This window comes from Methylobacterium mesophilicum SR1.6/6, from assembly GCF_000364445.2.
GTDB classification, from domain to species: Bacteria; Pseudomonadota; Alphaproteobacteria; order Rhizobiales; family Beijerinckiaceae; genus Methylobacterium; species Methylobacterium mesophilicum_A.
This window is the reverse complement of record NZ_CP043538.1, coordinates 1,632,166-1,655,363: the sequence shown is the minus strand read 5'-3', so window position 1 is coordinate 1,655,363 and position 23,198 is coordinate 1,632,166. Positions and strand designations below refer to the sequence as shown.

23 protein-coding genes and 1 pseudogene are annotated in these 23,198 nt (G+C 67.0%); 8 read left to right on the top strand and 16 right to left on the bottom strand.

Translation table 11 applies throughout. From position 1 onward, the window contains the following. Positions 1-18 precede the first annotated feature (18 nt). Complete coding sequence (locus MMSR116_RS31780; RefSeq protein ID WP_244625733.1) at positions 19-465, bottom strand: hypothetical protein; 447 nt, start codon at positions 463-465, stop codon at positions 19-21. Between MMSR116_RS31780 and MMSR116_RS07735 the strand changes: the two genes are divergently transcribed. Then, positions 448-1,146: a helix-turn-helix domain-containing protein gene (locus MMSR116_RS07735; RefSeq protein ID WP_348529346.1), complete on the top strand. Its 699-nt coding sequence runs from the start codon at positions 448-450 to the stop codon at positions 1,144-1,146. The two genes, MMSR116_RS31780 and MMSR116_RS07735, sit on opposite strands and share 18 nt — an antisense overlap. Here the strand turns inward: MMSR116_RS07735 and MMSR116_RS07730 are convergent. The 3 genes from MMSR116_RS07730 to MMSR116_RS07720 form a co-directional block, all read right to left on the bottom strand. After that, positions 1,143-2,321 (bottom strand): glycosyltransferase, encoded by a 1,179-nt coding sequence (locus MMSR116_RS07730; protein ID WP_010683599.1) that lies wholly within the window; start codon positions 2,319-2,321, stop codon positions 1,143-1,145. The two genes, MMSR116_RS07735 and MMSR116_RS07730, sit on opposite strands and share 4 nt — an antisense overlap. A 94-nt stretch (positions 2,322-2,415) precedes the next feature. Further along, positions 2,416-2,808 (bottom strand): thioredoxin family protein, encoded by a 393-nt coding sequence (locus MMSR116_RS07725; protein ID WP_010683598.1) that lies wholly within the window; start codon positions 2,806-2,808, stop codon positions 2,416-2,418. Positions 2,809-2,954: 146 nt separating this feature from the next. Beyond that, positions 2,955-3,251 (bottom strand): hypothetical protein, encoded by a 297-nt coding sequence (locus MMSR116_RS07720; protein ID WP_010683597.1) that lies wholly within the window; start codon positions 3,249-3,251, stop codon positions 2,955-2,957. A gap of 268 nt (positions 3,252-3,519) precedes the next feature. Here MMSR116_RS07720 and MMSR116_RS07715 point away from each other — a divergent pair. Both MMSR116_RS07715 and MMSR116_RS07710 read left to right on the top strand, forming a co-directional pair. After that, positions 3,520-4,193, top strand: a pseudogene (locus MMSR116_RS07715) (TetR/AcrR family transcriptional regulator). 57 nt (positions 4,194-4,250) lie between these two features. Continuing rightward, positions 4,251-4,715, top strand: coding sequence for a DUF2852 domain-containing protein (locus MMSR116_RS07710; RefSeq protein ID WP_010683595.1), 465 nt, complete (start codon positions 4,251-4,253; stop codon positions 4,713-4,715). Positions 4,716-4,901: 186 nt separating this feature from the next. Here MMSR116_RS07710 and MMSR116_RS07705 read toward each other — a convergent pair whose 3' ends face one another. Further along, positions 4,902-6,593 (bottom strand): methyl-accepting chemotaxis protein, encoded by a 1,692-nt coding sequence (locus tag MMSR116_RS07705; RefSeq protein WP_010683594.1) that lies wholly within the window; start codon positions 6,591-6,593, stop codon positions 4,902-4,904. Between the two features lie 506 nt (positions 6,594-7,099). On the opposite strand from MMSR116_RS07705, the gene upp reads away from it, so the two are divergent. Then, positions 7,100-7,735, top strand: coding sequence for a uracil phosphoribosyltransferase (gene upp, locus MMSR116_RS07700; protein WP_010683593.1), 636 nt, complete (start codon positions 7,100-7,102; stop codon positions 7,733-7,735). Between the two features lie 22 nt (positions 7,736-7,757). Here upp and MMSR116_RS07695 read toward each other — a convergent pair whose 3' ends face one another. The 4 genes from MMSR116_RS07695 to kaiC are packed head-to-tail and all read right to left on the bottom strand — an operon-like array spanning position 7,758 to position 11,855. Then, the gene (locus tag MMSR116_RS07695; RefSeq protein ID WP_010683592.1) at positions 7,758-9,515 is read right to left on the bottom strand and encodes an ATP-binding protein; all 1,758 of its coding nucleotides are present in this window, start codon (positions 9,513-9,515) and stop codon (positions 7,758-7,760) included. Then, positions 9,515-9,787, bottom strand: coding sequence for a circadian clock KaiB family protein (locus tag MMSR116_RS07690; protein WP_051072166.1), 273 nt, complete (start codon positions 9,785-9,787; stop codon positions 9,515-9,517). The genes MMSR116_RS07695 and MMSR116_RS07690 overlap by 1 nt, the downstream gene beginning before the upstream one ends. 41 nt (positions 9,788-9,828) lie before the next feature. Next, positions 9,829-10,170: a circadian clock KaiB family protein gene (locus MMSR116_RS07685; protein WP_010683590.1), complete on the bottom strand. Its 342-nt coding sequence runs from the start codon at positions 10,168-10,170 to the stop codon at positions 9,829-9,831. Next, complete coding sequence (kaiC, locus tag MMSR116_RS07680; protein WP_010683589.1) at positions 10,167-11,855, bottom strand: circadian clock protein KaiC; 1,689 nt, start codon at positions 11,853-11,855, stop codon at positions 10,167-10,169. Before kaiC ends, MMSR116_RS07685 begins: the two co-directional genes overlap by 4 nt. A gap of 268 nt (positions 11,856-12,123) precedes the next feature. Between kaiC and MMSR116_RS07675 the strand changes: the two genes are divergently transcribed. The 4 genes from MMSR116_RS07675 to MMSR116_RS07660 all read left to right on the top strand — a co-directional run bounded on the left by MMSR116_RS07675 (position 12,124) and on the right by MMSR116_RS07660 (position 15,824). After that, positions 12,124-12,747 carry a DUF938 domain-containing protein gene (locus MMSR116_RS07675; RefSeq protein ID WP_010683588.1) on the top strand — a complete coding sequence of 208 codons (624 nt, stop codon included), beginning with the start codon at positions 12,124-12,126 and terminating at the stop codon, positions 12,745-12,747. A 119-nt stretch (positions 12,748-12,866) separates the two neighbouring features. Further along, positions 12,867-14,153 (top strand): ABC transporter substrate-binding protein, encoded by a 1,287-nt coding sequence (locus MMSR116_RS07670; protein WP_244625617.1) that lies wholly within the window; start codon positions 12,867-12,869, stop codon positions 14,151-14,153. A gap of 238 nt (positions 14,154-14,391) precedes the next feature. Further along, a complete protein-coding gene (locus MMSR116_RS07665) occupies positions 14,392-15,405 on the top strand; it encodes an NAD(P)H-quinone oxidoreductase (RefSeq protein ID WP_010683586.1) in 1,014 nt (337 codons plus the stop codon). Between the two features lie 113 nt (positions 15,406-15,518). Further along, positions 15,519-15,824: a hypothetical protein gene (locus MMSR116_RS07660; protein ID WP_010683585.1), complete on the top strand. Its 306-nt coding sequence runs from the start codon at positions 15,519-15,521 to the stop codon at positions 15,822-15,824. A gap of 100 nt (positions 15,825-15,924) precedes the next feature. On the opposite strand, the gene MMSR116_RS07655 is transcribed toward MMSR116_RS07660, so the two are convergent. The 7 genes from MMSR116_RS07655 to MMSR116_RS07625 form a co-directional block, all read right to left on the bottom strand. Continuing rightward, positions 15,925-16,806, bottom strand: a complete 882-nt coding sequence (locus MMSR116_RS07655; RefSeq protein ID WP_010683584.1) for a 3-hydroxybutyryl-CoA dehydrogenase — start codon at positions 16,804-16,806, stop codon at positions 15,925-15,927. Positions 16,807-16,999: 193 nt separating this feature from the next. Continuing rightward, entirely contained in the window at positions 17,000-17,953 is a 954-nt protein-coding gene (locus tag MMSR116_RS07650) for an electron transfer flavoprotein subunit alpha/FixB family protein (protein ID WP_010683583.1), read from the bottom strand. A 63-nt stretch (positions 17,954-18,016) separates the two neighbouring features. After that, positions 18,017-18,766: an electron transfer flavoprotein subunit beta/FixA family protein gene (locus tag MMSR116_RS07645; protein ID WP_010683582.1), complete on the bottom strand. Its 750-nt coding sequence runs from the start codon at positions 18,764-18,766 to the stop codon at positions 18,017-18,019. 161 nt (positions 18,767-18,927) lie between these two features. Further along, entirely contained in the window at positions 18,928-19,500 is a 573-nt protein-coding gene (locus MMSR116_RS07640; protein ID WP_010683581.1) for a cob(I)yrinic acid a,c-diamide adenosyltransferase, read from the bottom strand. 13 nt (positions 19,501-19,513) lie between these two features. Next, on the bottom strand, positions 19,514-20,140 hold the full coding sequence (locus MMSR116_RS07635) for an acyloxyacyl hydrolase (RefSeq protein ID WP_010683580.1): 627 nt from the start codon (positions 20,138-20,140) through the stop codon (positions 19,514-19,516). A gap of 141 nt (positions 20,141-20,281) precedes the next feature. Further along, positions 20,282-20,467, bottom strand: coding sequence for a twin transmembrane helix small protein (locus tag MMSR116_RS07630; protein ID WP_010683579.1), 186 nt, complete (start codon positions 20,465-20,467; stop codon positions 20,282-20,284). 71 nt (positions 20,468-20,538) lie between these two features. Continuing rightward, a complete protein-coding gene (locus MMSR116_RS07625; RefSeq protein WP_039892916.1) occupies positions 20,539-23,178 on the bottom strand; it encodes a TIGR02302 family protein in 2,640 nt (879 codons plus the stop codon). Between the last annotated feature and the right edge of the window lie 20 nt (positions 23,179-23,198).

Here is a 23,198-nt window from a genome sequence, read left to right as displayed (position 1 = left end):
CCCGGACTTCGCACGCCATCAGGCCAGGTCCGGACCTGCGATTCGACCCGGCGTGCTGCCGGCAGCCGGGCCCGTCGCACGCCTCGCGGAGTGGTCGCGCTTGCGGCGTGCCAGCGCATCTGCAACGCTCGTTCCTGTTTCATCCACAGAGAAGGCGGCAGCCAACGCTGACGACCGTGAGGGCATCGCACGGTGAGCATGCGTGAAACTGTACCGGTTCTCATCGAGACCACAGATGACGTCAAGTCGAGTCGGGCCTTTGACTTCTGGCGCAGCACGGCGCTGGCGCGTGTGGATGCGGTCCAACTCGCCCCGGACCTTGGCTTTGCCGCGTCCCGCAGGGTTGCGCTGTCGATGCACGGCGCGATCCTGCACACCCTCAGCAATCCGGTCGGTGTCGAGCGAACGGCCCATCACGCCCGGGCCGATGGCCGCGATGACATCGCCGTGGTCGTCCTTCTCCAAGGGACCGGCTACCTTGAGCAGGGCAACAGCGGCGGTCTCCTCAGCGCTGGCGACGTCGCCTTCCACACCCTGGATCAGGCGTTCTCCATCGGCAGCCGCGACACTTACGAGGAACTCCGCTTCCAAGTGCCCCGCGCCGCGTTCCTGGCGCAAATCGGAAGCCCGCAGGCATTTGCCGGTCGCCGGCTTCGCGCGACGGCCCTGAGCGGGCTCTTCGTCGGGTATCTCCGGTCCTACATGAAGGCCGTTGCAGGTCTGTCCCAGGCTGAGGCCGGCATCGCCACCGAGGGCATCCTGCACCTGCTGCGCGCCCTCGCCGACGCGCCGGGCGAGCGGCCCGACGAAGGCCTGTCGGTCGACGCTGTGCGTGCGCTGGCATTGGCCCACATCGAGCGCCGTCTGCACGATCCCGACTTCGGGCCCGAATCCCTGCCACTGGCGCTCCGGGTCTCGCGCAGCCGGCTCTACGCCGCCTTCACCGGCGACGGAGGTGTCGCGGCCAAGATCCGCGAGGCCCGTCTGGATCGGGCCTACCGCCGGCTCGTCGCCCTGCCGGATGGCGGGCGCGTGGCTTCCGTCATGGTCAGCTCCGGTTTCACCGACGCGGCCGCCTTCAGCCGCGCGTTCCGTCGCCGTTTCGGAATGGCGCCGCGGGATCTGCTCGGCGGTCGCGCCCGCTAAGTCTGTCGGACTCGGCTGCCCGGCGTGCTCGGCACCGATCGATCCGCCTCGCGTGATGCGCCCGCTTGCCGGAGGACACGTCCGGCCAGCCCGAGGGCGACCCGAATCGCGGCGACGCCGAGGCGGGCCAGCCGGATCTGACCCGGAAGTTGACGCGGACCGATCGGTCGATAAGCCAGGCGCGGGCTGGCGCGCTCGGCCTCCGCGATGGCTTGGCCGAGGGGTAAGGCGGCGATCCGCCTCGCCTCCGCGTCTCCGATGCCGATCGACCTTGCCCAGGCGGTGTTTCGCCCCAGCGATCCCCGTCCATGCAGGCGGCGAAACCGTCGCCGCCAGAGATAGCGGAGTACGGCGCGCGGAAAGGTTTCCATCCGCGCGTCGCACAGCGCGTCGGGCTCCTCGCAGCGCGAGCGGATCGTGTCGGCGACGCCGCCCGGTGCCCGGCCGGCTAGGCGGGCCGAGATGGTCACGCAGACGTCCGTGGCGTGCCGAACGCGCAAACCGTGCTCGAGCAGCCGCGCGATGAACGCACCATCCTCGCCGAGGGGAATCTCCGGCATGCCGCCGACCTGGAGATAGGCCCTACGCGTCACCGCGAGAGTCGCACCGATCGCGGTGCGGTGACAGGGCCAGGGATCGTGCGGATCGGGGTCGATGCGTGCCTCCGCCTCCGTGATCAAGGCGTCGTAAATGTCCTCCAGCCGGCCCCGGGCCGGCAGGGAGGGCGGCAGGAGGGCCGCCTCGGCGGCATCGAGTTCGACCCGGCCGGCCACTGCGTCGGCACCGGCCAGGATGGCGGCACGGTTGCGGGCGACCCAGTTTGGCGGAACCCGGCTGTCGGCATCGGTGGACAGGATGATCCCAAGGGGGTTCTCATCGCCGAGCCACGCGACGGCCGCATCCATGGCCCGGCGCCGGGCCCAACCGGCATGGGCGTTCGGGTCATTCTCCACCTGTATGCGGACCGCGATCGCCAGCGTCGGCACAAGATCCGCAACGACGGCTTCGGTGCGATCGGTGCAGTTGTTCAGGAAGAGCACCAGACCGAGGGATCCGGGGGCCACGCTCTCCTGCGCATCGATGGCCCGGAGGCAGGCCGCGATGCGCTCCTCCTCGTTGCGAACAGGCACAGCCACGATCGCGCTCGGGGCGGCAGAGTTCTGGGCGATCGTCACCGTGTCGTCTCCCTCGAATCCCGCAGGATCCGAGCGGGCTGACGCGCTATGCCGGGCTCTGGCTGAACGAAAGCGGAAGATGACCGCGTGCCGCTCAGAGCGTCTTCTCGAGCAGGCCTTCGATCCACTCCTGCTGAGTCTCACCCACGGAGCGCCCGACCTCGGTCTTGCCTTTGAAGGCGATGAGCGTGCTCTGCATCCGCGCGTCGAACCGCCTCAGCAGATCCTTCTGACTGTCGAAATCGATGGCGAAAATCTGGAGATCCTTGAAGCGCGGCTCTCCGGCGAGCTTCGCGAGGATCGGCTTCTGCGCCTTGCAGATCGGGCACCACGGCGCGCTGACCTCGATCAGGATCGGCTTGCCGGATTCACGCGCGGCCTCAAAGCCGCTTTCCGAGAACGGCATCGCGTCACCGGCCTGCGCCGGCGCAAGACCCGCGAAGAGGAGGAGACCGGTCAGCGCCAGGGCGTATCGACGGCTTCTCATGATGTTTATCTCCCGGACAGCGTGACGGTGCGCCGGCTGCAGTCCGCAGAGGCACGCTACACGATGCGCCTGGATGCAGTGCGGTGTCAGTCTGTCGTAGGGCGCCCGATTGGCGGATCCGCCCGTTCACATCATCGAGATGTCGTTCATCGCGGCGCGCCGCACAAACGGTCTTCCTCGACGAGCGCCGCGATGTCATCCGCATCGACCGCATCGAGCGAGCGCCGCACCCGCAGCGCCCGCGTTGGAGCCCCCGACCGCATCACCAGCACGATGGTCTCCATGTCGGGACAACCCGGGTCGGCACAGGCAATCTCGTTGACCGCGAGCGCGTCGGCCTCGTCGAGCTTGAGCGCATCGATCAGGTCGCGCTTCAGCTGCGCTGCGATCTCGGCGCGCTCAGCGGATCGAGCACGCCACGCCTTGAGGCTTACGAAAGCCATGCCGCACTTTGGTCCCCCGGCTGGGCGCTGCGCCGCCAAGCTCACCTAACTCCCAGCCAAGCCAGAGAGACAGGCTTATCTGTTATAATGTTACACTGTCATCAACCGGTCAAGCCACGGCTTCAGGCGCGCTGCGAAACAATTGCTCCGCTCGGCCGTAATGCCAGCTTGGGTGTCACGGATATCGCTGTATTTTGCTGGTCAAGGTACGCGAAAGGACTGCGCCGGTTCCGTGACGTGTATTCGTGCGCGTAGAGGATGTGTGATCTTGCGACCCTGGGGGGACAAGCCGAGCGATCGGCGCAATTACCATCATGGGAACCTGAAGGAAGCCCTCATCGAGGCTGCGCGCCGATTCATCGCTGAGCGCGGGATCGGAGGCTTCACGTTGGTAGACGCCGCGCGCCTTGTCGGCGTGACGCCGGCCGCCCTGTATCGCCACTTCCGCGGGCGCGAGGCTCTGCTGGAGGAACTCGCCGGCCGCGGCTTCGCGGAACTCGCGTCCCGGTTGGCACGCGCCCTGACCTCGCGCGGCACACCACTGGAGCGGTTCACCCGCATGGGCGAGACCTATCTCGCCTTCGCCGAGGAGGAGCCCGCCTATTACGCAGCCATCTTTGAGACGCGCGGCGGCCAAGATCCGGGTGGCCACGAGCACTCACCGAGCCCGGACAGGCAAGCCGCCCGTCCGAGCCCCTTCGACCTGCTGGTCGAGGCGCTACAGGCGACCTTCACGGACGGGTTCGGCGGCGTCGCCCCCGCTTCATCGCCCTCGAAGTGTGGGCGCTCGCCCACGGCTTAGCGACGCTCTCCGCGGCTGGACACCTACCGCGCGGACCGGGCTTCCCCGACAAGTACGAGCTTCTCCGCGCCGGTGTCCTTGCCCTAGTCCACGGCGCGGCGCGGTCCAGCACGCAAGGTTCCGAGTCCGGGCGGCCTTGAAAGGCCCTGCGGCCACACGCATGTTAACCGCGTTCACATGAACCGTGGAGCACAGCCGTGACCTCACAATCCTCCTCTTCCTGGGCGAGTGGCCGGCTCTGCCGGTCTGGCCCGTTCCCGCGCCGCTCGCTGGAGATCGGCGCCATCGTCGTCGGGTTTATCTACTGGTGGCCGATCGGCCTTGCCCTCGTCGCCTGGAAATTCGCCGGCTATCCGGCCTTCGCCGAATTGCGCGACCAAGCGCGGCGCGCCGTCTCCGATTTTGAGGCGTCCCGCCCGGCTTCCAGGTTCGCCCGCGCCTTCGAGGCCGCGAACCGTCGCGACAGCACCGGCAATGCGGCGTTTGATGCCTATCGCCGTGCCGAACTCGATCGCCTTGAGGCACAGCGTCGAGCGCTGGAAGAGGAGAGCCGCGCCTTCGCGGAGTTCGTCGAAGAACTGAAGCGGGCCAAGGACCGCGAGCAGTTCGACGCCTTTATGGCCAAGCGCCGGAATGAGGGCGGCGAGAGCCGCACCGTCTGACGCTGCAGCGACCAGTGGTCCGGGCCACGCGGCCCGGACCGATCCGCTAATCGTTGTGACCGAAGGTCGATTCGCGCAAGCCGCGCCGAAGCGCGACCGGCTTGCGCCGCTCACGACATCCATGTCTCGTTCCAGGCGTTGACGCAGGCAGGGCTTCGCACGGATTGGGGCAAAGCGGCAGAATCGTCAGGCGGCCCGAAGCGTTTCGAGGAAGCGATCGACTTCGGACGTCAGGTTCTCGGATTGCTCCGAAAGCCGGGCGGCTTCAGCGAGGACTTGGCCGGCCGCCCGACCAGTCGCTTCGGTCGCCCCCGCGACGCTGACGATGTTACCGGTCACCTCGGCCGTTCCCTGCGCCGCCTGACCGACATTCCGCACGATCTCGTGTGTGGCCGCGCCCTGTTGCTCCACGGCGGCGGCAATGGAAGTCGCGACAGCGTTGATCTCGCGGATGCGGGACGTGATCGCGCCGATGGCGCTCACGGCTTCCTCGGTGGAAGCCTCGACCCGGGCGATCTGTGCGCCGATCTCTTCGGTGGCCCTGGCGGTCTGCTCGGCCAGTGCCTTCACCTCGGCGGCGACGACGGCGAACCCCCGGCCGGCGTCGCCTGCGCGGGCGGCCTCGATCGTGGCGTTGAGAGCCAGCAGGTTCGTCTGACCGGCGATGTTCGAGATCAGGCCTGCCACGTCCCCGATCTTGGCGACCGCGGTATTCAGTTCCAGTACCAATGCGCCCGTATGGTCGGCCTCCTCGACCGCCGCCTGGGCGAGCTTGGCCGATCCATCCACCTGCCGTCCAATTTCCTGCACCGACGTTCCCAGTTCTTCGGCCGCAGCCGACACCGTGTTGACGTTGCTCGCCGCCTGCTCGGCGGCTGCGGCAACATTGGTCGTCTGGCTGGCGGTCTGGTTGGCGGTCTGCGTCATGATTTCGGCGGTAGCCTGCAATTCGGTCGCCGAGGCCGAGACGCGAGCGATGATGCCACTGACGGCGGCCGCGAACCGATCAGCCGTCTCACGCATGCCGGCCCGACGCTGCGATTCGGCGACGCGACGTGCCTCTTCAGCCTCGGCTTCGAGCTTCTGCGTCCGGATCAGGTTGTCCTTGAATACCTGCACGGCTGCCGCCATTGCGCCGACCTCGTTGCGACTGTCCCGAGACGGAATGTCGATTCCGGCTTCACCCTCGGCGAGCATCGACATGGCGGAGGTCATCGCCGCGATCGGCCGGGAGATCCGCATCAGCCCGAATATTGCGGCGCCCAGGGCCGCGATGATCGAGAGGATGATCCCGACCGAGGCGGTCACGGAGGCACGGTTGGTGCGCATCATCGCGCTGTCGGCATCCTCGGCGGCGGCCTTCTCGTCGTGCGCGACGAGCCGCGCGAGCGTGGCCCGGGCAGTATCGTACAGGGTCACGGTGTCCGGACTGCTGAGGACCGCCAACGCCTCAGGCCGATGGTCCGCTGCCACGAGCCGGCGCACCTCGGCATCCACGTGCTCGAACTTGGCCCAGGACTGGGCGAACGCGTCGTAGGAGGCGCGTTCGTCCGCCGTGGTGATCAGAGGTTCGTAGGCGCGTCGCGCCTCGCCCAGCCGATCATGGGTCGCGGCGAGATTAGTCTCGTTCCGCGCGCGGTGCTCCGGGTTTTCCGAGAGCAGGACGAGCCGGTACTGCTTGATGCGCACCTCGGAGGCCGCGATCTCGATCGTGCTGACCTTTTCGAGGAACGGGATCCAGTTCGTAGCGACGGCGGTGGTCGCCTCACGGATGCCGGCCAACTCACGGAGCGATAGGCCGCCCTGAACGGCGGAGATCAATGCCAGCAATGCAAAGAGGAGTGAGAGAGTTGTCTTGAGGGAAAGACGCAAATGCATTGCTCATGCCGGTCAATATTGATGGGCTATGGTGCTTACTGATGGCCTGTTTGCATTGCGCGATGAACCTGCCTGATCCAAAACATTGGCCAAGGTCGATTTTATATCCCGGTGAAAATCTGAGTCAAACAATTTCTAGCTACACCAACTGTTATAACATAACAATCATTTATTTTATTAACATATCTATAGCCTAAAATATCATTTACAATAGATAAGCTGGATCTATTATACAATTATAATCTAAAAAACATTGCTTCAATGCTTGCTCCGGTGGTTCGCTCCGCCCTCAAATCTTTTTCGCTCCGCACACGCTGCGCAGATCTACCTTGGAGTCGCATGGGTCAGCGCATCCCTCTGCGAACCCGAACGACCATCGTCCGGGCTGGTGAGCAAGATCGATCGCAAGCCCTGCCGCTTTTGGACGCGAAGTCGCGCAGCGTACAAGTTGCACCACGCCGGGCGCTCCGGCATTGCTCCAACAAACGGGAGCGGAGAATGTGGACATGCCGACGGGTCGGGTCACCGTGGTGGATCACCCGCTTGTGCAACACAAGCTCACTTATCTGCGCGACAAAAACCGCTCGACCAAGGGTTTTCGCCAGATCCTGAACGAGATCGGCATGCTCCTAGCCTACGAGGTGACGCGGGATCTGCCACTCGAGCCGGTCACCATTGAGACGCCGCTGCAGCCGATGGAGGGGCGGCAGATCCAGGGTAAGAAGCTCGTCCTGGCGCCGATCCTTCGCGCCGGCGTCGGCTTCCTCGACGGTATGCTCTCGCTCGTTCCCTCGGCCCGTGTGGCGCATATTGGCCTTTTCCGCGATCCCGACACCCTGGAAGCGGTGGAATACTACTTCAAGGCACCATCAGACCTTGCCGACCGCACCGTGCTGGTCCTCGATCCGATGCTCGCCACCGCGAACTCCGCCATCGCGGCCCTCGACCGGCTGAAGGCGCGGGGTGCCTCGGACTTGCGTTTCGTCTGCCTCCTGGCCGCGCCGGAAGGCCTTGCGAAGTTTCAGGCGGCCCATCCCGATGTTCCAGTTTGGACCGCCGCCATCGATAGCCACCTGAACGACCACGGCTATATTGTCCCCGGCCTCGGCGACGCCGGGGACCGCATGTACGGCACACGCTGAGCGGAAATCTCCGACACGTGCGCTACCGCTTCGACGCGCGGAAGCCCCGGCGCCCTTTCCCGACAACCTTGCGCAGCACGCGGGAGAGCTGCTCCACCGAATAGGGTTTCTGGATCAGGTCGAAGCCGTGAACCCCTTCCTCCGCCAGCACATGGCTGTAGCCGGAGGTGAGCACCACGGGCAGGTCCGGCAAACGCCGTTCCAGTTCCCGGGCGAGCGCGACCCCGCCCATGCCCGGCATGACGACGTCGGAGAATACTGCGTCGAACCGGAACGGGATCCTCTCGATCTCCAAGAGAGCCTCCTCGGCGTTCGTCGCCCAAACCGTCGCGTGCCCGAGATCCTCCAGAATCTGCGTCGCGAAGCGCCCGACCTCGACGTTGTCCTCCACCACGAGGATGCACAGGTTCCCGCTATCGACGGCCCGCTCCTCGCGCGGGGCATCGTGCGCGATCTCCGGCGCAGCCTGCACCTGCGGCAGATAGAGGGTGAAAGTCGTGCCCTGGCGGAGCCGGCTGGTCACATCGACGTCGCCGCCCGACTGCTTCGCGAAGCCGAACACCTGGGACAAGCCCAGCCCAGTCCCCTTGCCGATGTCCTTGGTGGTGAAAAAGGGCTCGAAGATGCGCGGTAACACCTCCGGTGCGATTCCGATGCCGGTATCGGAGAGCGAGACCGCCGCGAAGGTATGCCGAGAGCCGGCGTGGCCCCGGATGGCGGGCATCGGCCCACCGCCCTGCAGACGCAGGATCAGCGTGCCCTCGCCGCCCATCGCGTCGCGGGCATTCACCGCCATGTTGATGAGCGCTGTTTCGAATTGGCTAAGATCGGCCCGGATGTAGCAGGGTTCTTCCGGAATTTGAGCGTCGACGGTGATGCGCGCGCCCGTGACCGAGTCCAGCATCTCCGCAACAGCGCGGAGCGAGCCGCCGACCTCGAACACTTCGGGGCGCAGCGCCTGGCGTCGAGCGAAGGCGAGGAGCTGCCCAGTGAGCTTGGCGGCGCGGTCCACCGTGTCGGAGATCGCCTCAACGTAGCGCTGGCGCCGCTCCTCGGACAGGTCGGGCCGCTTGAGTAGATCGGTGGACGACTTGATGACCGTCAAGAGGTTGTTGAAGTCGTGCGCGACGCCGCCCGTCAGTTGCCCCACGGCCTCCAGCTTCTGCGATTGGCGTAGGGCTTCCTCGACGCGCTCCCGCTCGACGCTCTCGGACTGGAGCCGCGCATGTGCCTCCGCGAGCGCCCGCATGTTGCGCCGCTGCTCGGACAGGTCGGTGAGGATGCCGCAGAGCAGGGGCGCGTCACCCTGACGCTCGAAGCGGCTGAGCGACAAGAAGGTTGCACTCTCGGTCCCCGCCGTCGCCCTGAGTTCGACTTCCCCGCGTACCGGGTTGGTCATCGCCCTCTGTACCAAGTCGTCCAGGTCGGCATCGGCCTCCACGAAGTCTCGCAGATATCGTCCGATGAGACGCTCCTGCGGCTCGCCCAGCATGTCGGCCAGTCGGCGGTTGCAGTAGAGCAGCGCGCCGTCGGACCCGAGCGTGAAGGCGCCTTCCTGGATCTGCTCGATCAGCACCCGATAGGGGCGATCCGCGTTCTCCAGCGTGTAGACCAGCCGCTCGTGGTTCGGCCCTTCCACCACCACGGCGTCGAAGTCGCCCCGGCGGATGGCCGCCAGCGTGTCCTCGCTCTCCTCCAGCCGCGCTTCCAGCTCCCGGATGTGGGCTCGGTAGGCCTCCGGGCCCGGCTCGTCATCGGGCAGCAGCGCGTCGACACCCATCAGCGCGCCTCCGCGGTCGGATCGATCTGGAGCCCGCGCAGGATAAGGCCTTCGTCGAGGAGGTCGCCCGAGATCCGCCGCTCGGGGTACGGGAAAACCTTCAGGAGCGTCGGTGCGGCCAGGATGCCGTCGCGGTCGGCAAGGTCGGGCTGCTGGTAGATATCGACGATCTCCAGCTCGTACCGACCCGCAATGTGACTTTCGCAGATCCGCCGCAGGCTCTCGACCACGCGGAGGGACCTTGGCGCCGTGCCGGCGACGAACAGCCTCAAGCGGTAATGTTCCGAGGTTTGCGTCGGTGCCACGACGCCGTTCAAGGCTGATCCGCCTTCGGTCGGATATCGAGGCCGACCAAGACCTTCTCGGTATTCGACAGATCGCCGATGATCCGCTTCAGAGGCGAGGGCAGCCGGCGCACGAGCGTCGGGATCGCGAGGATCTGATCTCCGGCAGCGAGTTGCGGGTTCTTCATGAGGTCGATCACTTCGATGTCGTAGCGGCCGGCCAAGTGCTCCTCGCAGAAGCGCTTGAGGTTCGTCATCGCGGCGAGAGACTTGTTGGTCTGTCCGGCGACGTAGAGGCGCAGATGGTAATGGCCCGGATCGCCGTCCGGATCCGTCTCCTGGGCCGGTTCGTCCGGGGTCGTCGCGTTCATTCCGCAGCACTCCGTCGTGCGATCAGCGCCTGCCGCTCTTCCTCCGAGCGGACTGCGCGAAGCCGGTCCTCGGCATGCAGACGCTCCTCCTCGTCCTGCGCCGCTTCGAGCCCGGCTCGCAACTCCTCGATCTGCCGCTCAATCGCCGAACGGCGGCGGGCCAGGTCTCGGAGGCCCCGCTCGGTCTCGCGCAGACGCTGCTCTGAGGCAGATTTCTCCTGCGCCTCCTGGATCAGGCGGGCCGTTCCAGTCAGCACGCCGGAGGGTCCGATATAGGCATCGATCAGCTGGATCCCGCTCGATGACATGAGAAACTCCCGAATCTGGTTCGAGTGGCTCATGCCCCGTGCCTTGATGACATAGAGCGTGCGCGTGCGTTCGCCGTTCGCCTCCAAATTCTGAAGCTTGATCCAGGTGTCCATCAGCGAGGAAACGCCCAGGTCGTCGTCCTGCACCAGGGACCCGTCGCTCCGCAATGTGGTGAAAACCGCCGTGATGCCGCGGGCCTTGACGAGGTCGATCATCAGCAGAAGCGTCGCCTGCAAGGTGCTCGCTGCGCCGCGCAGGGCCGAGATCGGATCGATCACGACCAGTTCCGGTTTGAAGCGGTCGAGGTCGCGGTGCATGCGTGCGAGGTGGGTTTCGAGGCCGAACAGACTGGGCCGGGCGGCCTCGAAACGCAGCAGCCCGCTGGCGACGTGCTGGTTCAGATCGATGCCCACCGAGCGGGCGTTCCGCGCGATCTGATCGCCGCTTTCCTCGAAGGCGAAGACCATGCAGCGCTCGCCGCGCCGGCAGGCCGCATCGACGATCGAGGATGCCAGCAGGGTCTTGCCCGTGCCCGCCTCGCCCGAGATGAGGATTCCGGAACCGCGATAGAATCCGCCCGGCCCAAGCATCGCGTCCAGGCCGGCGACGCCGCTGGAGAGCACCCCGCTCGGCGCCGTGTAATCGAGGTCGGCGGAGGTGACCGGGAGGACACTGATCCCCGCATGGTCGATCAGGAACGGGTACTCGTTCGTGCCGTGGGCCGAGCCGCGGTACTTCACCACGCGCAGACGCCGGGTGGTGATCTGATCCTCCACGCGGTTGTCGAGCAGCACCACGCAGTCGGAGACGTATTCCTCCAGGCCCTGCCGGGTAAGTTGGCCCTCGCCCCGCTCACCGGTGATGATCGCCGTCAGGCCGCGATCCTTGATCCAACCGAAGAGGCGACGCAGCTCGGCGCGCAGCAGCGCCGGATCGGTGAAGCCGGCGAACAGGGTCTCGATCGTGTCGAGAACCACCCGCTTCGCGCCGATGCTGTCCACCGCGAAGCCGAGTCGGATAAAAAGGCCTTCGAGGTCATATTCCCCGGTCTCCTCGATCTCGCTTCGCTCCACGCGCACATGGTCGATGGCGAGGCGGCCCGAAGCGACGAGCCCGTCCAGGTCGTAGCCCAGGGAGGCGACGTTGGCGGCCAGATCCTCGGCGCGCTCCTCGAAGCTCATGAAGACCCCGGGTTCCCCGAACCGGGTCGCGCCGTTGACCAAGAACGTCGTGGCGAACAGCGTCTTGCCGCAGCCCGCCGCGCCGCAGATCAGGGACGGCCGCCCGGCCGGCACGCCGCCGAAAGTCAGATCATCGAACCCTTCGATGCCCGTCTGGGCCTTCGGCAACGTCTGAACAGCTTGCGAATCAGGCACGATGGTCGATGTCCTAGACGTCGCGGCCCGCGATGGGATCCGATGCCAGCGCGTCAAGGCCCGTGGCTTCAGCGGTCCGATCTGCCGCGGCTTTAAATCCGAACTGGTGTCGTGCGGCTCGAACGACACGTAGGACGAGCGTCACCGCCTGCCGTGACGCGGTATGGCATGGTCGTGCCGAGCGCAATATGCCGGCGCCGGATCGGTGAGGTGACAGGCTGCGTCCAAATCCTGGCACGGATTCTTGGCGGGCCTGACGAGGATCGTGATGACAGAGCGGATCGTCGACGAAGACGCCCTGGAGGCCCCGGCGGTCGCCCGCAATCGGGACGCGATCCTGACTGTGCTCCGCGAGATCCTGCCGGTCCACGGAACCGTTCTCGAGATCGCGAGCGGATCAGGCGAGCACGCCGTTCACTTCGCAGCGGCGCTGCAGACCCTGACGTGGCTGCCAAGCGATCCCGAGCCGATAGCGCGGCGCAGCATTGCGGCCCATGTGCGGCGGTCCGGCCTCGCTAATCTCCGGCCGCCGCTCGACCTCGATGCTTCCGCCACACGATGGCCGGTGGGGCCGGTGGACGCGATCGTCTGCATCAACATGATCCATATCGCGCCGTGGGCCGCAGCGCAGGGTCTGATGGCCGACGCCGGACGAGCCCTGGCCGGAGGCAGCCTGCTCTATCTCTACGGACCCTTTCGGGAAGACGGGCGGCACAGCGCGGACAGCAATGCCGCGTTCGACGACGCGCTGCGTGCCCGCGATGCCCGCTGGGGCGTTCGAGACCGCGTGACTGTTTCCGTGGAAGCAGACCGCCACGGCCTGACCCTCGAACGACGCATCGCCATGCCGGCGAACAATCTGAGCTTGATCTATCGACGCACTGCGGAATGATCTGACACATGCGGAGGGTTCACGCATCTGCACATTGTATTCAAGCTGCGGAATGTTGCACACTCCTGTCGCGTTGCCGACGCGGCGACAAAAGCCGCGCGGTTCGCAGGAGGAAACGCATGGCACGGGATCATAAGATTAGAGATCGGAAGGCCCGGGATCCGAAGGCAAGGCAGCGCGGCGTTTCGAGCCGGGCCATCGCTCTGCTCGCAGTGGCCAGCCTGATCGGAGCGGCACCCGCCCGAGCCGCGGATCCGATTCGGATCGGCGTGATCGCCGAGGCGCAATCGGTGGTGGGCGCCTCGATCCCGCAGGCGGTGCAGCTCGCCGCCGACGAGATCAACGCCAAGGGCGGCGTCGACGGGCGCCAGATTCAGATCGTCACCTACGACGACAAGTCCTCCGCCTCCGACGCGGTGCGCGCCTTCCAGCGGGCTGTCTCGGAGGACAAGGTCAACCTCGTCATCGCCAGCTACATCTCGGAGGTCGTGCTCGCGCTGATGCCTTGGGCGGCCCGGCTCAAGACGCCGATGATCACGCCGGGCGCCGCCTCCAACGAGATCAGCCTCGCCGTCCACAAGGACTACGCGCGCAACAAGTACACCTTCCACGGATATCTCACCTCCGCGGCTCTTGCGCAATCGATCTGCGATTCCACCAAGGACCTTCTCATCGACCTGATGAAGGTGAAGACGGCGGCGATCATGAGCGAGGACGCCGCTTGGACCCGGCCGCTCGACGTCGGATATGAGAAATGCCTGCCGGAGATCGGCGTGAAGGTCGTCGATCACATCCGCTTCTCGCCGGACACGGGCGACTTCACGCCGATCTACAACAAGATCGAGGCGGCCAAGCCCGACCTGATTGTCACCGGCATCTCGCATGTCGGCGTGCAGCCGACCGTGCAGTGGCAGAACCAGAAGGTGCCGCTCGCCATGACCGGCATGAACTCTCAGGCCACGTCCTCGACCTTCTGGTCGAACACGAACGGCGCCACGCAGGGCGTGATCTTCCAGAGCATCGCGGTGCCGGGTGCCGCGATCACCGGCAAGTCGCTGGCCTTCAGCGATGCATTCAAGAAGCGCTTCGGCAGCGACCCGTCCTACGCTGGCTACATGGCCTACGACCAAGTCTACTACGCGGCCGATGCGGTGAAGCGGGCGGGCACGACCGAGGCCGACAAGCTCGTCGACGCCCTCGAGAAGACCGATTGGGAGGGCACGGTCGGGCGTACGCAGTATTACGGTAAGGACGACCCGTTCACCCACTCGATCAAATATGGACAGGGCTTCATTACCGGCCTGATGGCACAGTGGCAGGACGGCAAGCAGGTTGCGATCTGGCCGAAGAGCCTCGCGCAGGGTCAGATCGTCATCCCAGCGGCCGTGAAGGCCGCGGCGCGCTGAAGCTGTTTCGCGCGAGGCCGGCTTCGGCCGGGGCGAAGAGCGCTTGGAGCCGTATCGGATCGCGTTGCGATCGGGTGCGGCTCCAAGCCTTTCTGACGCGCTCTCTTGCGCAGAACCGACATCCAGGTTGGCGGAGAGCGTCCTAGCCGCTTGCCAAGCGCGCTCGCTGCCGCAACTAGAGCCACACTGCGGCCTTCCAGGGCCTGTCACGACCAACGCGCGCGCGAAGGATTGATCGATGGCCAGTGCCGACCTGCCCGAGACCATGCGGCAAGTCCGCTTCACCGGCTCTGGCGGCCCTGAGGTGATCGCCGTTGAGACCGCACCCGTGCCGAAGCCGGCGTCTGGCCAAGTGCTCATCGCTGTCGTCGCCGCGGGCGTCAACCGGCCCGACGTGGCGCAGCGGGCGGGCGTCTATCCACCGCCACCCGGCGCCACCGAGATCCCGGGCCTGGAAGTCGCTGGCCGCATCGCAGGTCTCGGCGAGGGTGTCACCGGCTTGGCAATCGGCGATGAGGTCTGCGCGCTCGTGATCAGCGGCGGCTACGCCGAATACGCCGTGGCCGAGGCAGCCCTGTGCCTGCCGCGGCCCAAACCCTTCTCGCTGGTCGACGCAGCCGGACTGCCTGAGACCTTCTTCACGGTCTACTCGAACGTCGTACAGCGCGGACGGCTAGCGCGCGGCGAGCGCTTCCTGGTCCATGGCGGTTCGAGCGGGATCGGCGCCACCGCGATCCAGATGGCGAAGCTGTTCGGTGCGACGGTCTACGCGACTGCAGGATCGGCCGAGAAGTGTCGGTTCTGCGAGGAGCTCGGGGCGGACGCGGCGATCGACTACAAGCAGACCGATTTCGCCGAGGAGGTGAAGCGCCTGTCAGACGGACGCGGTGTCGACGTGATCCTCGACATGATCGGCGCCAGCTACCTTGCGCGCAACATCAAATCCCTCGCACCGGACGGGCGTTTGGTGATGATCGCTCTAATGGGAGGTTATAAGGTCGACGGCCTGAACATCACGCCGATCATGCGTAATCGTCTGACGTTCACGGGCTCGACGCTGCGGCCCCGCCCGAAGGCCGACAAGGCCGCGATCGCCGAAGGGCTGCGCAAGGACGTCTGGCCTGAACTCGATGGCGGGCGTATCCGGTCCGTCACGCACGCTACCTTCCCGCTGGAGGAGGCGCGGAAAGCCCACGAACTGATGGAATCCAGTGCTCACCTGGGCAAGATCCTGCTCACCACCGGCCGGTAACCGCCGCGATCGGCAGGAACCCCCTTCCTCGGCACCGCGTTGGCGGCCGGTAACGGTTTCGTGTCGCAGGCCGCAATCTCGCGTGCTGCGTTTCGCCGACGAGGTGTTTTCAGATGGCCGAGAAATTGAACCAACAAGAAAGCCGGCAGGGTGAGCGCGGCAAGCCGGTGCTGTGGGTCTTGGTGGCGAGCCTCGTACTGCTGGCCATCGCGACTGTGGGATTGCTGACCTGGAACGGCTCGAATTCACCGAAGGATTACGCCAGCCAGAGTCAGGATGCATCCCGGCGCGAGGTCACCGGCTCGGTGAACGGCCAATCGAACGGATCTTCGCCATCGAACAGCACCGCCGTGCCGGGCGGCAATCCGTCCTACCCGCAGCCGGCCCAGCCCGGCGCCAATGGCGGCACGGCGAAGTAGAGAAAGCGCCCGCAAGTATGGGTGGAGGGGCGGCGCGCATCGCCGTCCCTTTCCAAGCGCTCGATTCCGGATAATGCGTTACGCAGATTGTTGCGGAGGCCTAGCGCGTCGGGATCGGCGTAGGACCGCGATAATCGTAAAAGCCGCGCTTGGCCTTCCGTCCGAGCCAGCCGGCCTCGACATACTTCACGAGGAGGGGGCAGGGACGATACTTCGAGTCCGCGAGGCCCTCGTACAGCACCTGCATGACCGACAGGCAGGTATCGAGCCCGATGAAATCGGCGAGCTGCAACGGTCCCATCGGATGGTTCGCGCCGAGTTTCATTGCGGTATCAATCGATTCGACTGAGCCCACGCCCTCGTAAAGCGTATAGATCGCCTCGTTGATCATCGGCAGCAGGATGCGGTTGACGATGAACGCCGGGAAGTCCTCCGACATGGTTGAGGTCTTGCCGAGCTTGGCGATGAAGCCCTTGGCCGCTTCGTAGGTGGTATCCTCCGTGGCGATGCCGCGGATCAGCTCCACGAGCTGCATCACCGGCACCGGGTTCATGAAGTGGATGCCGATGAACTTCTCGGGCCGGTCCGTCGCGGCGGCAAGCCGCGTGATGGAGATCGACGAGGTGTTCGTGGCGATCAGCGTGTCGGGCCGCAGCGACGCGCAGAGTGTCGAGAAGATCTCCCGCTTTGTCGCCTCGTTCTCGGTGGCGGCCTCGATCACCAGATCGGCCGGGTTGAGGGCCGCGAAGTCCGGGGCCTGCACGATCCGGGCGCGGGCCTCCGCGCTCTCGCTCTCGGTCATCGAGCCCTTCGAAACGAGGCGGCCGAAGCCGCTCTCGATCGCGCTGAAGCCGTTCTCCAGGCGCGCCGCATCGCGATCGTTCAGCAGGACGTCGAGACCGGCCGCCGCGCAGACCTGCGCGATCCCGCTTCCCATCTGGCCCGCGCCGATGATCCCGATCCGCTTGATCACCATGTCCATCTGCCGAACTGTGCCCCCAATGCGGACGCCGATGCGCGGCGGCCGGGATCGACCGACTGCGCCGACGCGACGGCGGCACCCACGAAGACCTGCCGTCGCAGCCTTCTAGACCAATCTTCGGCGCGGAAGGAACCCGCACGCCGCGTTGCCGCGCCGGGGATCATTCGCAGCGATCCGCGCGGCGATAGGACCTTTACTGACCCTTCGCCTTGCCGATCTCGGCCTGGAGTTCTGGGACGACCTGGAAGAGGTCGCCGACGAGGCCGTAATCGGCCACCTGGAAGATCGGCGCGTCCTCGTCCTTGTTGATGGCGACGATCACCTTCGAGTCCTTCATGCCCGCCAGGTGCTGGATCGCGCCCGAGATGCCCACCGCCACGTACAGGTCCGGCGCCACCACCTTGCCGGTCTGCCCCACCTGCCAGTCGTTCGGCGCGTACCCGGCGTCCACCGCCGCCCGCGAGGCGCCCACCGCCGCGCCCAGCGTGTCGGCCAGCGGCTCGATCAGCGCGTGGAACTGGTCCGACGAGCCGAGCGAGCGCCCGCCCGACACGATGATCCGCGCCGAGGCCAGCTCCGGACGATCCGACTTGGCGATCTCCTCGCCCTTGAAGCGCGAGCCGCCCGCCTCCGGCGCGGCCGCCGCGACCGGCTCGATCGGCGCGCTCGCCCCGCCCTCGGCCGCCGCCTTGAACGCCGCCGTGCGCACCGTGATCACCCGCTTGCCCGACGGCACCTGCACGGTCTGGATCGCGTTGCCGGCGTAGATCGGACGCTCGAACGTGTCCGGCGAGACCACCTTGATGATGTCGGACACCTGCGCCACGTCCAAGAGCGCGGCCACCCGCGGCAGCACGTTCTTGCCCGTGGTCGAGGCCGAGGCGATGATCGTGTCGTAGGGCTCGGCGATCGCCGCCAGCAGCGCGCCGACCGGCTCGGCGAGGTCGTGGTCGTAGGCGCCGTCCTCGGCGTGCAGGACCTTCTCGACCCCCTCCAGCTTGGCCGCCGCCGCCGCCGCCGGCCCGGAGCCGGCGCCCAGCACCAGCGCGTGGACCGGCGCGCCGATCTCCCGGGCCGCGGAGAGCGCCTTGAGGGTGCCGTCCTTGATCTGGCCGTGGCCGTGCTCGACGAAGAGGAGTGTCGTCATGGTCGTGTGTGTCCTCGAAGGGGGGCGCGGGGCTCGACCGGGGCGGGAGCCGCGCGGAGCGGATCAGATGACGCCGGCCTCGACCTTGAGCTTCTGCACGAGCTCGGCGGCCGAGCCGACCTTGACGCCCGCGGAGCGGCCCGGCGGCTCGGCGGTCTTGAGCACGGTCAGCCGCGGCGTCACGTCGACGCCCAGCGCGTCCGGCGCCAGCTCGTCGAGCGGCTTCTTCTTGGCCTTCATGATGTTGGGCAGGCTCGCGTAGCGCGGCTCGTTGAGGCGCAGGTCGGTGGTGACGATCGCCGGCAGCGTCAGGCTGACCGTCTGCAGGCCGCCGTCGACCTCGCGGGTGACGTCGAGGCTGCCTTCGCCGGCCTCGACCTTGTAGGCGAAGGTGCCCTGCGGCCAGCCGAGCAGCGCGCCGAGCATCTGGCCGGTCTGGTTCGCGTCGTCGTCGATGGCCTGCTTGCCCAGGATGACCAGCTGCGGGCTCTCCTTCTCCACCACGGCCTTCAGCAGCTTGGCCACCGCCAGCGGCTCGCAAGGGACGTCGGTCTTGACCAGGATGGCGCGGTCGGCGCCCATCGCCAGCGCCGTGCGCAGCGTCTCCTGCGCCTGCTGCGGGCCGATCGACACCGCCACGATCTCGCTGACCGTGCCCTTCTCCTTCAGCCGGATCGCCTCCTCGACGGCGATCTCGTCGAACGGGTTCATCGACATCTTCACGTTGGCGAGCTCGACCCCGGAGCCGTCGGCCTTCACGCGGATCTTCACGTTGTAGTCCACCACCCGCTTCACGGGCACCAGAACCTTCATGGCGGCTTCGATCCTTCCCCAGAGGATTCTTGTCGTCGTGCACGCCACTTCCACGGCCACCGGGACCGGGGCAGGCACGCAAGCTGCGCGGACCGTAGCGGCCACATTTCCGCCTTGTCAACGCGGCGCGGTGGAGGGTGCCTGAAAAGGCTGAGCCCGGATCAGCGGTTGGCGCCGGGTACCCAGAGGACGTCGTCGGCCCCGTCCGCATTCGCCGCGCGACTTGCGACGAAAAGGAAGTCCGACAGGCGATTGAGATACTGGATGGCCTCGAGGGAGACGCTCTCGTCCTCGCGGGCAGCCAGACTGACTGCAAGCCGCTCGGCCCGTCGGCATACGGTCCGGGCGAGGTGCAAAGCCGCAGAGGCCGGCGAGCCTCCAGGCAGGACGAAGGATTTTAGCGGCGGGATCGCCGCGTTCAGGGAGTCGATGTCCCGCTCCAGCCGCTCGACCTGGCTCGCCACGATCCGCAACGGCTCATAGGGCAGCGGCTCCGGGGTGGGCGGCGTCGCGAGATCCGCGCCGAGGTCGAAGAGGTCGTTCTGGATCGCCCCGAGCATCCCGTCGAGGCGGCCCTGCGTGTGCAGGCGCGCCATACCGATGCAGGCGTTGGTCTCGTCGACTGTCCCGTAGGTCTCGACCCTCAGGTCCGCCTTTGAGCGGCGCTGCCCGTCCGCCAGCGCGGTCGTGCCCTTGTCGCCCGTGCGTGTGTAAATGCGGTTGAGCTTGACCACGGGGACAAGTGCCTCAGAAGGTGTAGCCGATCTTGCCGCCGTAATTGGTCAGGCCGCGGTTGTTCGCGCAGAGGCCGGCATTCGACATGTGCTCGATGGTGGCCATGATGCTCCAGTGCTCGGTGATGCGATAGCCCAGGGCGGCGGCCTCGCGGAACATGGGGGAGCAACCGAGTGTGTTGAAACCGTAGGGCGTGTCCGCCTTCGGGCCGGTATAGCCGTTGTGGGCCACGCCGCCGAAGAAACCGTCGAGGAAGATCCGTCGGTTGAAGGTCTCGGGGAAGACTTCGAGGGTCCAGGTGGCGCCGAGATACGCGTAGCTGGTCCGGCCGCCGGTATTGTAGCTGCCGCCGACCGTCGGCCGCGGAACGAAGGCCTGCCAGAACGGGTCGGCGCTGATCCGCGGCTTGGCGAAGAGGATCTCGCCGTTGATGTTGGCCTTGCTGAAGCCGGGGAGCTTGCCCTCGGCACTGCCCGGATCCTGAACCGATCCACCGATTCGGATTTCGGAGACGATGCTCAGCGGCTGAGCTGGCGCCGCGTAGGCGACCGGAAGCGGCGGCGCGTCGGCTGCAGAGACGGGCATGATCGCCACACCGGTGATGAGGCCGATGAAGCAGGTACGGAGGGGGGCAGTCATGCGGTCTCGGCCGTGGAGGCGTAGCAGTTCGTCACTACCGAGCGTAGCACGACATCCGCGGCCGAATGCGGGCAATTCATCCGCCGCCGCGGCGAAAGGCATTCGGTGCGGCGGCGCAGTCACACTCGTCGGTGAACGCGCTCAGGCTGAGCGCCACCAGACGACGCCCATAATGATCAGGATCGCCACGAACTGCAGCAGGACGCGAAGGCGCATCAATTTCTGCGAGAGGTTCGCGCTCCCGCCCCGCATCATGTTGGCTAGGCCGAAGAACAGGACCGCGGCGACGGCCAGGCAGGCGAGAAGGACCAGGGTGTTGGACGACATGGCGGCGTGGATCCGGGCCGGACGGGCACCCTATTGCAGGCGCCGCGTCGCGTCTTGGGGTTGTCGGGGTTTCAGTTGCGGCGGAGGAGGCGCTCAAAATAGTCGAGTTCCTCGCGGGGCCGGGTCGGGTCACCCAGCTTGCGCCGCAACTCCTCCATGATGCGGCGGGCGCGCTGGACCGCCGACTCGTCGGCGGTGGGAACGCGCACCCGTCCGTCGCTCATATCGCGGCCGCGCGTGGGGCGGCCGAGCGGATCGTCGTCGCGGGCCCCAGCCTGACCCTGCTGCCCGGGCTGCTGGCCGCCTTCCTGCTGACCCTCGCCCTGGCCCTCGGCCATTTCCTGCATCTGCTGCGCCATGCCTTCGGCACCGCGCTTCAGGCCGTCGAGCGCCCGCCCCTGGGCATCCACTGCCTCGCCGGAATCACCCTGCTTGAGGGCGTTCTCGGCCTCGCGCATCGCATCCTCGGCATCGGAGAGACCCTGTTCGCCGCGCATGCCGTTCTCCTTCATGCGCTGCTCCAATTCCTCAAGACGCTGTCGCAGCCCCTGCTGGCGCTCTCCGACGTTGCCCTGCTGTCCCTGGTCCTGCTGTCCCTGGCCCTGCTGTCCCTGGCCCTGCTGCCCTTGCTGTCCCTGCTGCCGCTGCCCTTGCTGGCCCTGGCTGCCCTGCTGTCCGCGCTGGCCCTGCTGCTGCTGCCCGCGGTTATACGGCCTCTGGCCGCCGCGCTGCTCCTGGCCGTCCTTGAAGGTCTCGTCGCGCAGCCCCTGCTGCTCCTTCGCCATGTTATCGAGGTCGCGCATCTGCTTCTGCATCTCGCGGGCCGCCTGATCCGAGCGGCTGCCGCGTTCGGCTGTTTGAAGATTCTCCAGAATGTTGCGCAGCTGTTGCATGAGGCGCTGCGCCTCGGCGGTGTCACCCCGCTTCATCGCCTCCGCCATGTCCTGGATCATCTTGTCGAGATCCTGCGGCGTGACGGTCTTCGATTGCTGATTGCCCTGGCTGCGCTCGCTCTGGTCCCGGGGGTCGCGGCCCTGCTTCTGGGCCATCTCGGACAGAAACTTGTCGAGGGCCTGCTTGAGATCCTGGGTCAGCCGCTTGATCTCGTCGTCGGGGGCGTTGCGCTCGATCGCCTCCTTGAGCCGGTCCTGCGCCTGACGCAGCTGCTTCTCGGCGTCCGAGAGGTCGCCGTCCTCGATCTTCAGGGCCATCGCCCAGAGGAGATCGGCGACTTCGACGAGTTCGGGATCGGTCTTGGCGCTGCGCAGCCGCTCCGTGGCCGTCCTAAGACCGAGGAAGATGGCGGGCTGCGGCGTGAAGGTGTCGGGCGCGACAAGGAGCGCGTCCAGCGCGCCTTGCACCCAGCGGCGATCGGTGTCTGGGGCGGTGACGAGGCGGCGGCGGTCCTCGGCGAGCGCCCGCGCAAGCGGCTCCCGGAATGGGCGCGCCGGCAGCGTGATCTCGGTGTCGGGCGTGCGGCCCTCCTGGCCAGCCTCGTCCTTGACGACAATGTGGTAGCGCACCCGCGCGCCGGACCACGGGCTCTCGGTCAGGTCTACGAGGGTCTTGGTGTCGCCCTCTCCAGAAGCGTCGGGCGGCAGGGCGAGGGCAATGCGCGGCACGGGAACGAGGGATCGGCCCGGCTTGAGTGGTTCGATCACGCCCTCGGCTGTGCTGATCCCATAATCGTCCTTCGCCCGGTAGGTCAGGTTGAAGGTGCCCCGTCCGTTCACCTCGGGCCCACCCACGGCAGTCACCTCCGGCGGACGGTCCGGAATCGCGTCCACGGTGAGGCGCTGCCGGCCCGCCGGCGTGACAATGACCAGCTCGGCCCCTCCGATGATGCGGTATCGTTCCTCGCGCAGATCCGGGCGCGCGTCCTGGCCGGGCACTGGGACCAGTCCCGCGTTGGGGGTCAGCATCGTGTCCGCTGCGGCCTTGCCTTGACCGGCAATGCGCACAATGAGCTGCGCGTTGACCGGTGCGCGCAGATGTTGGTCGCTCCCGTCCATAGCGATGAGCAGCGGCGGCAGGCGGGTGTAGAGGGGTGGGTCGATCCAGCCGTCCACGCGGAAGTTCGGGCCCGGCGCCGCGGGCTCCCGCCAGTCGAACGCCGCGCCGATACGCTCGCGCCACTCCGGACCCGCCGCGAACAGGCTGGCAGCGGCGGCGACGACGAGACCGGCACGCAGAGCATAGGGATCGCGGCGGGTCATGCCCGGGCGAGGCAGGCCGACGCGCAGGGCCGCAACGGCCTGAGCGGCGCGGCGCTGGTGGAGCTCCCAGAGCGTCCGGCTCCCCGCATCCGCCGCACCGACCGCCAAGCTATCCTGAGCCGCGGAGGCGGGACCGTGGCGCAGGGAGCTGTTGCGCGAAGCCGCCTCCCGGTCGATCCGGGCGAGCGCCGCGCGCCGATCCGGCCGGGCGATGTGAATGAGGGGCAGGACCGCGACGACCAGCGAGACCGCCAGAAAGGCCAACCCGATCTGGCGTCCGACGGGCGGCAGGTCGAGCCACAGCCCGGACCAAGACAGCGCGAGGAACAGCAGCCCGACGCCCAAGCCGCGCCACAGCACCGGCCACGCCTGTTCCCAGAGCGCAGCGGCGCGCGCCTGAGCCACCAAGCGATCGAGGTGCGCGGCCGCCGCGGATCGGGCCGGTTCCGAGCCGGTTTTGCTGCTGTCGCTGCCGAAGCCGTCCCTGCCGATCACGCCGCGCGTTCCGCCCCATG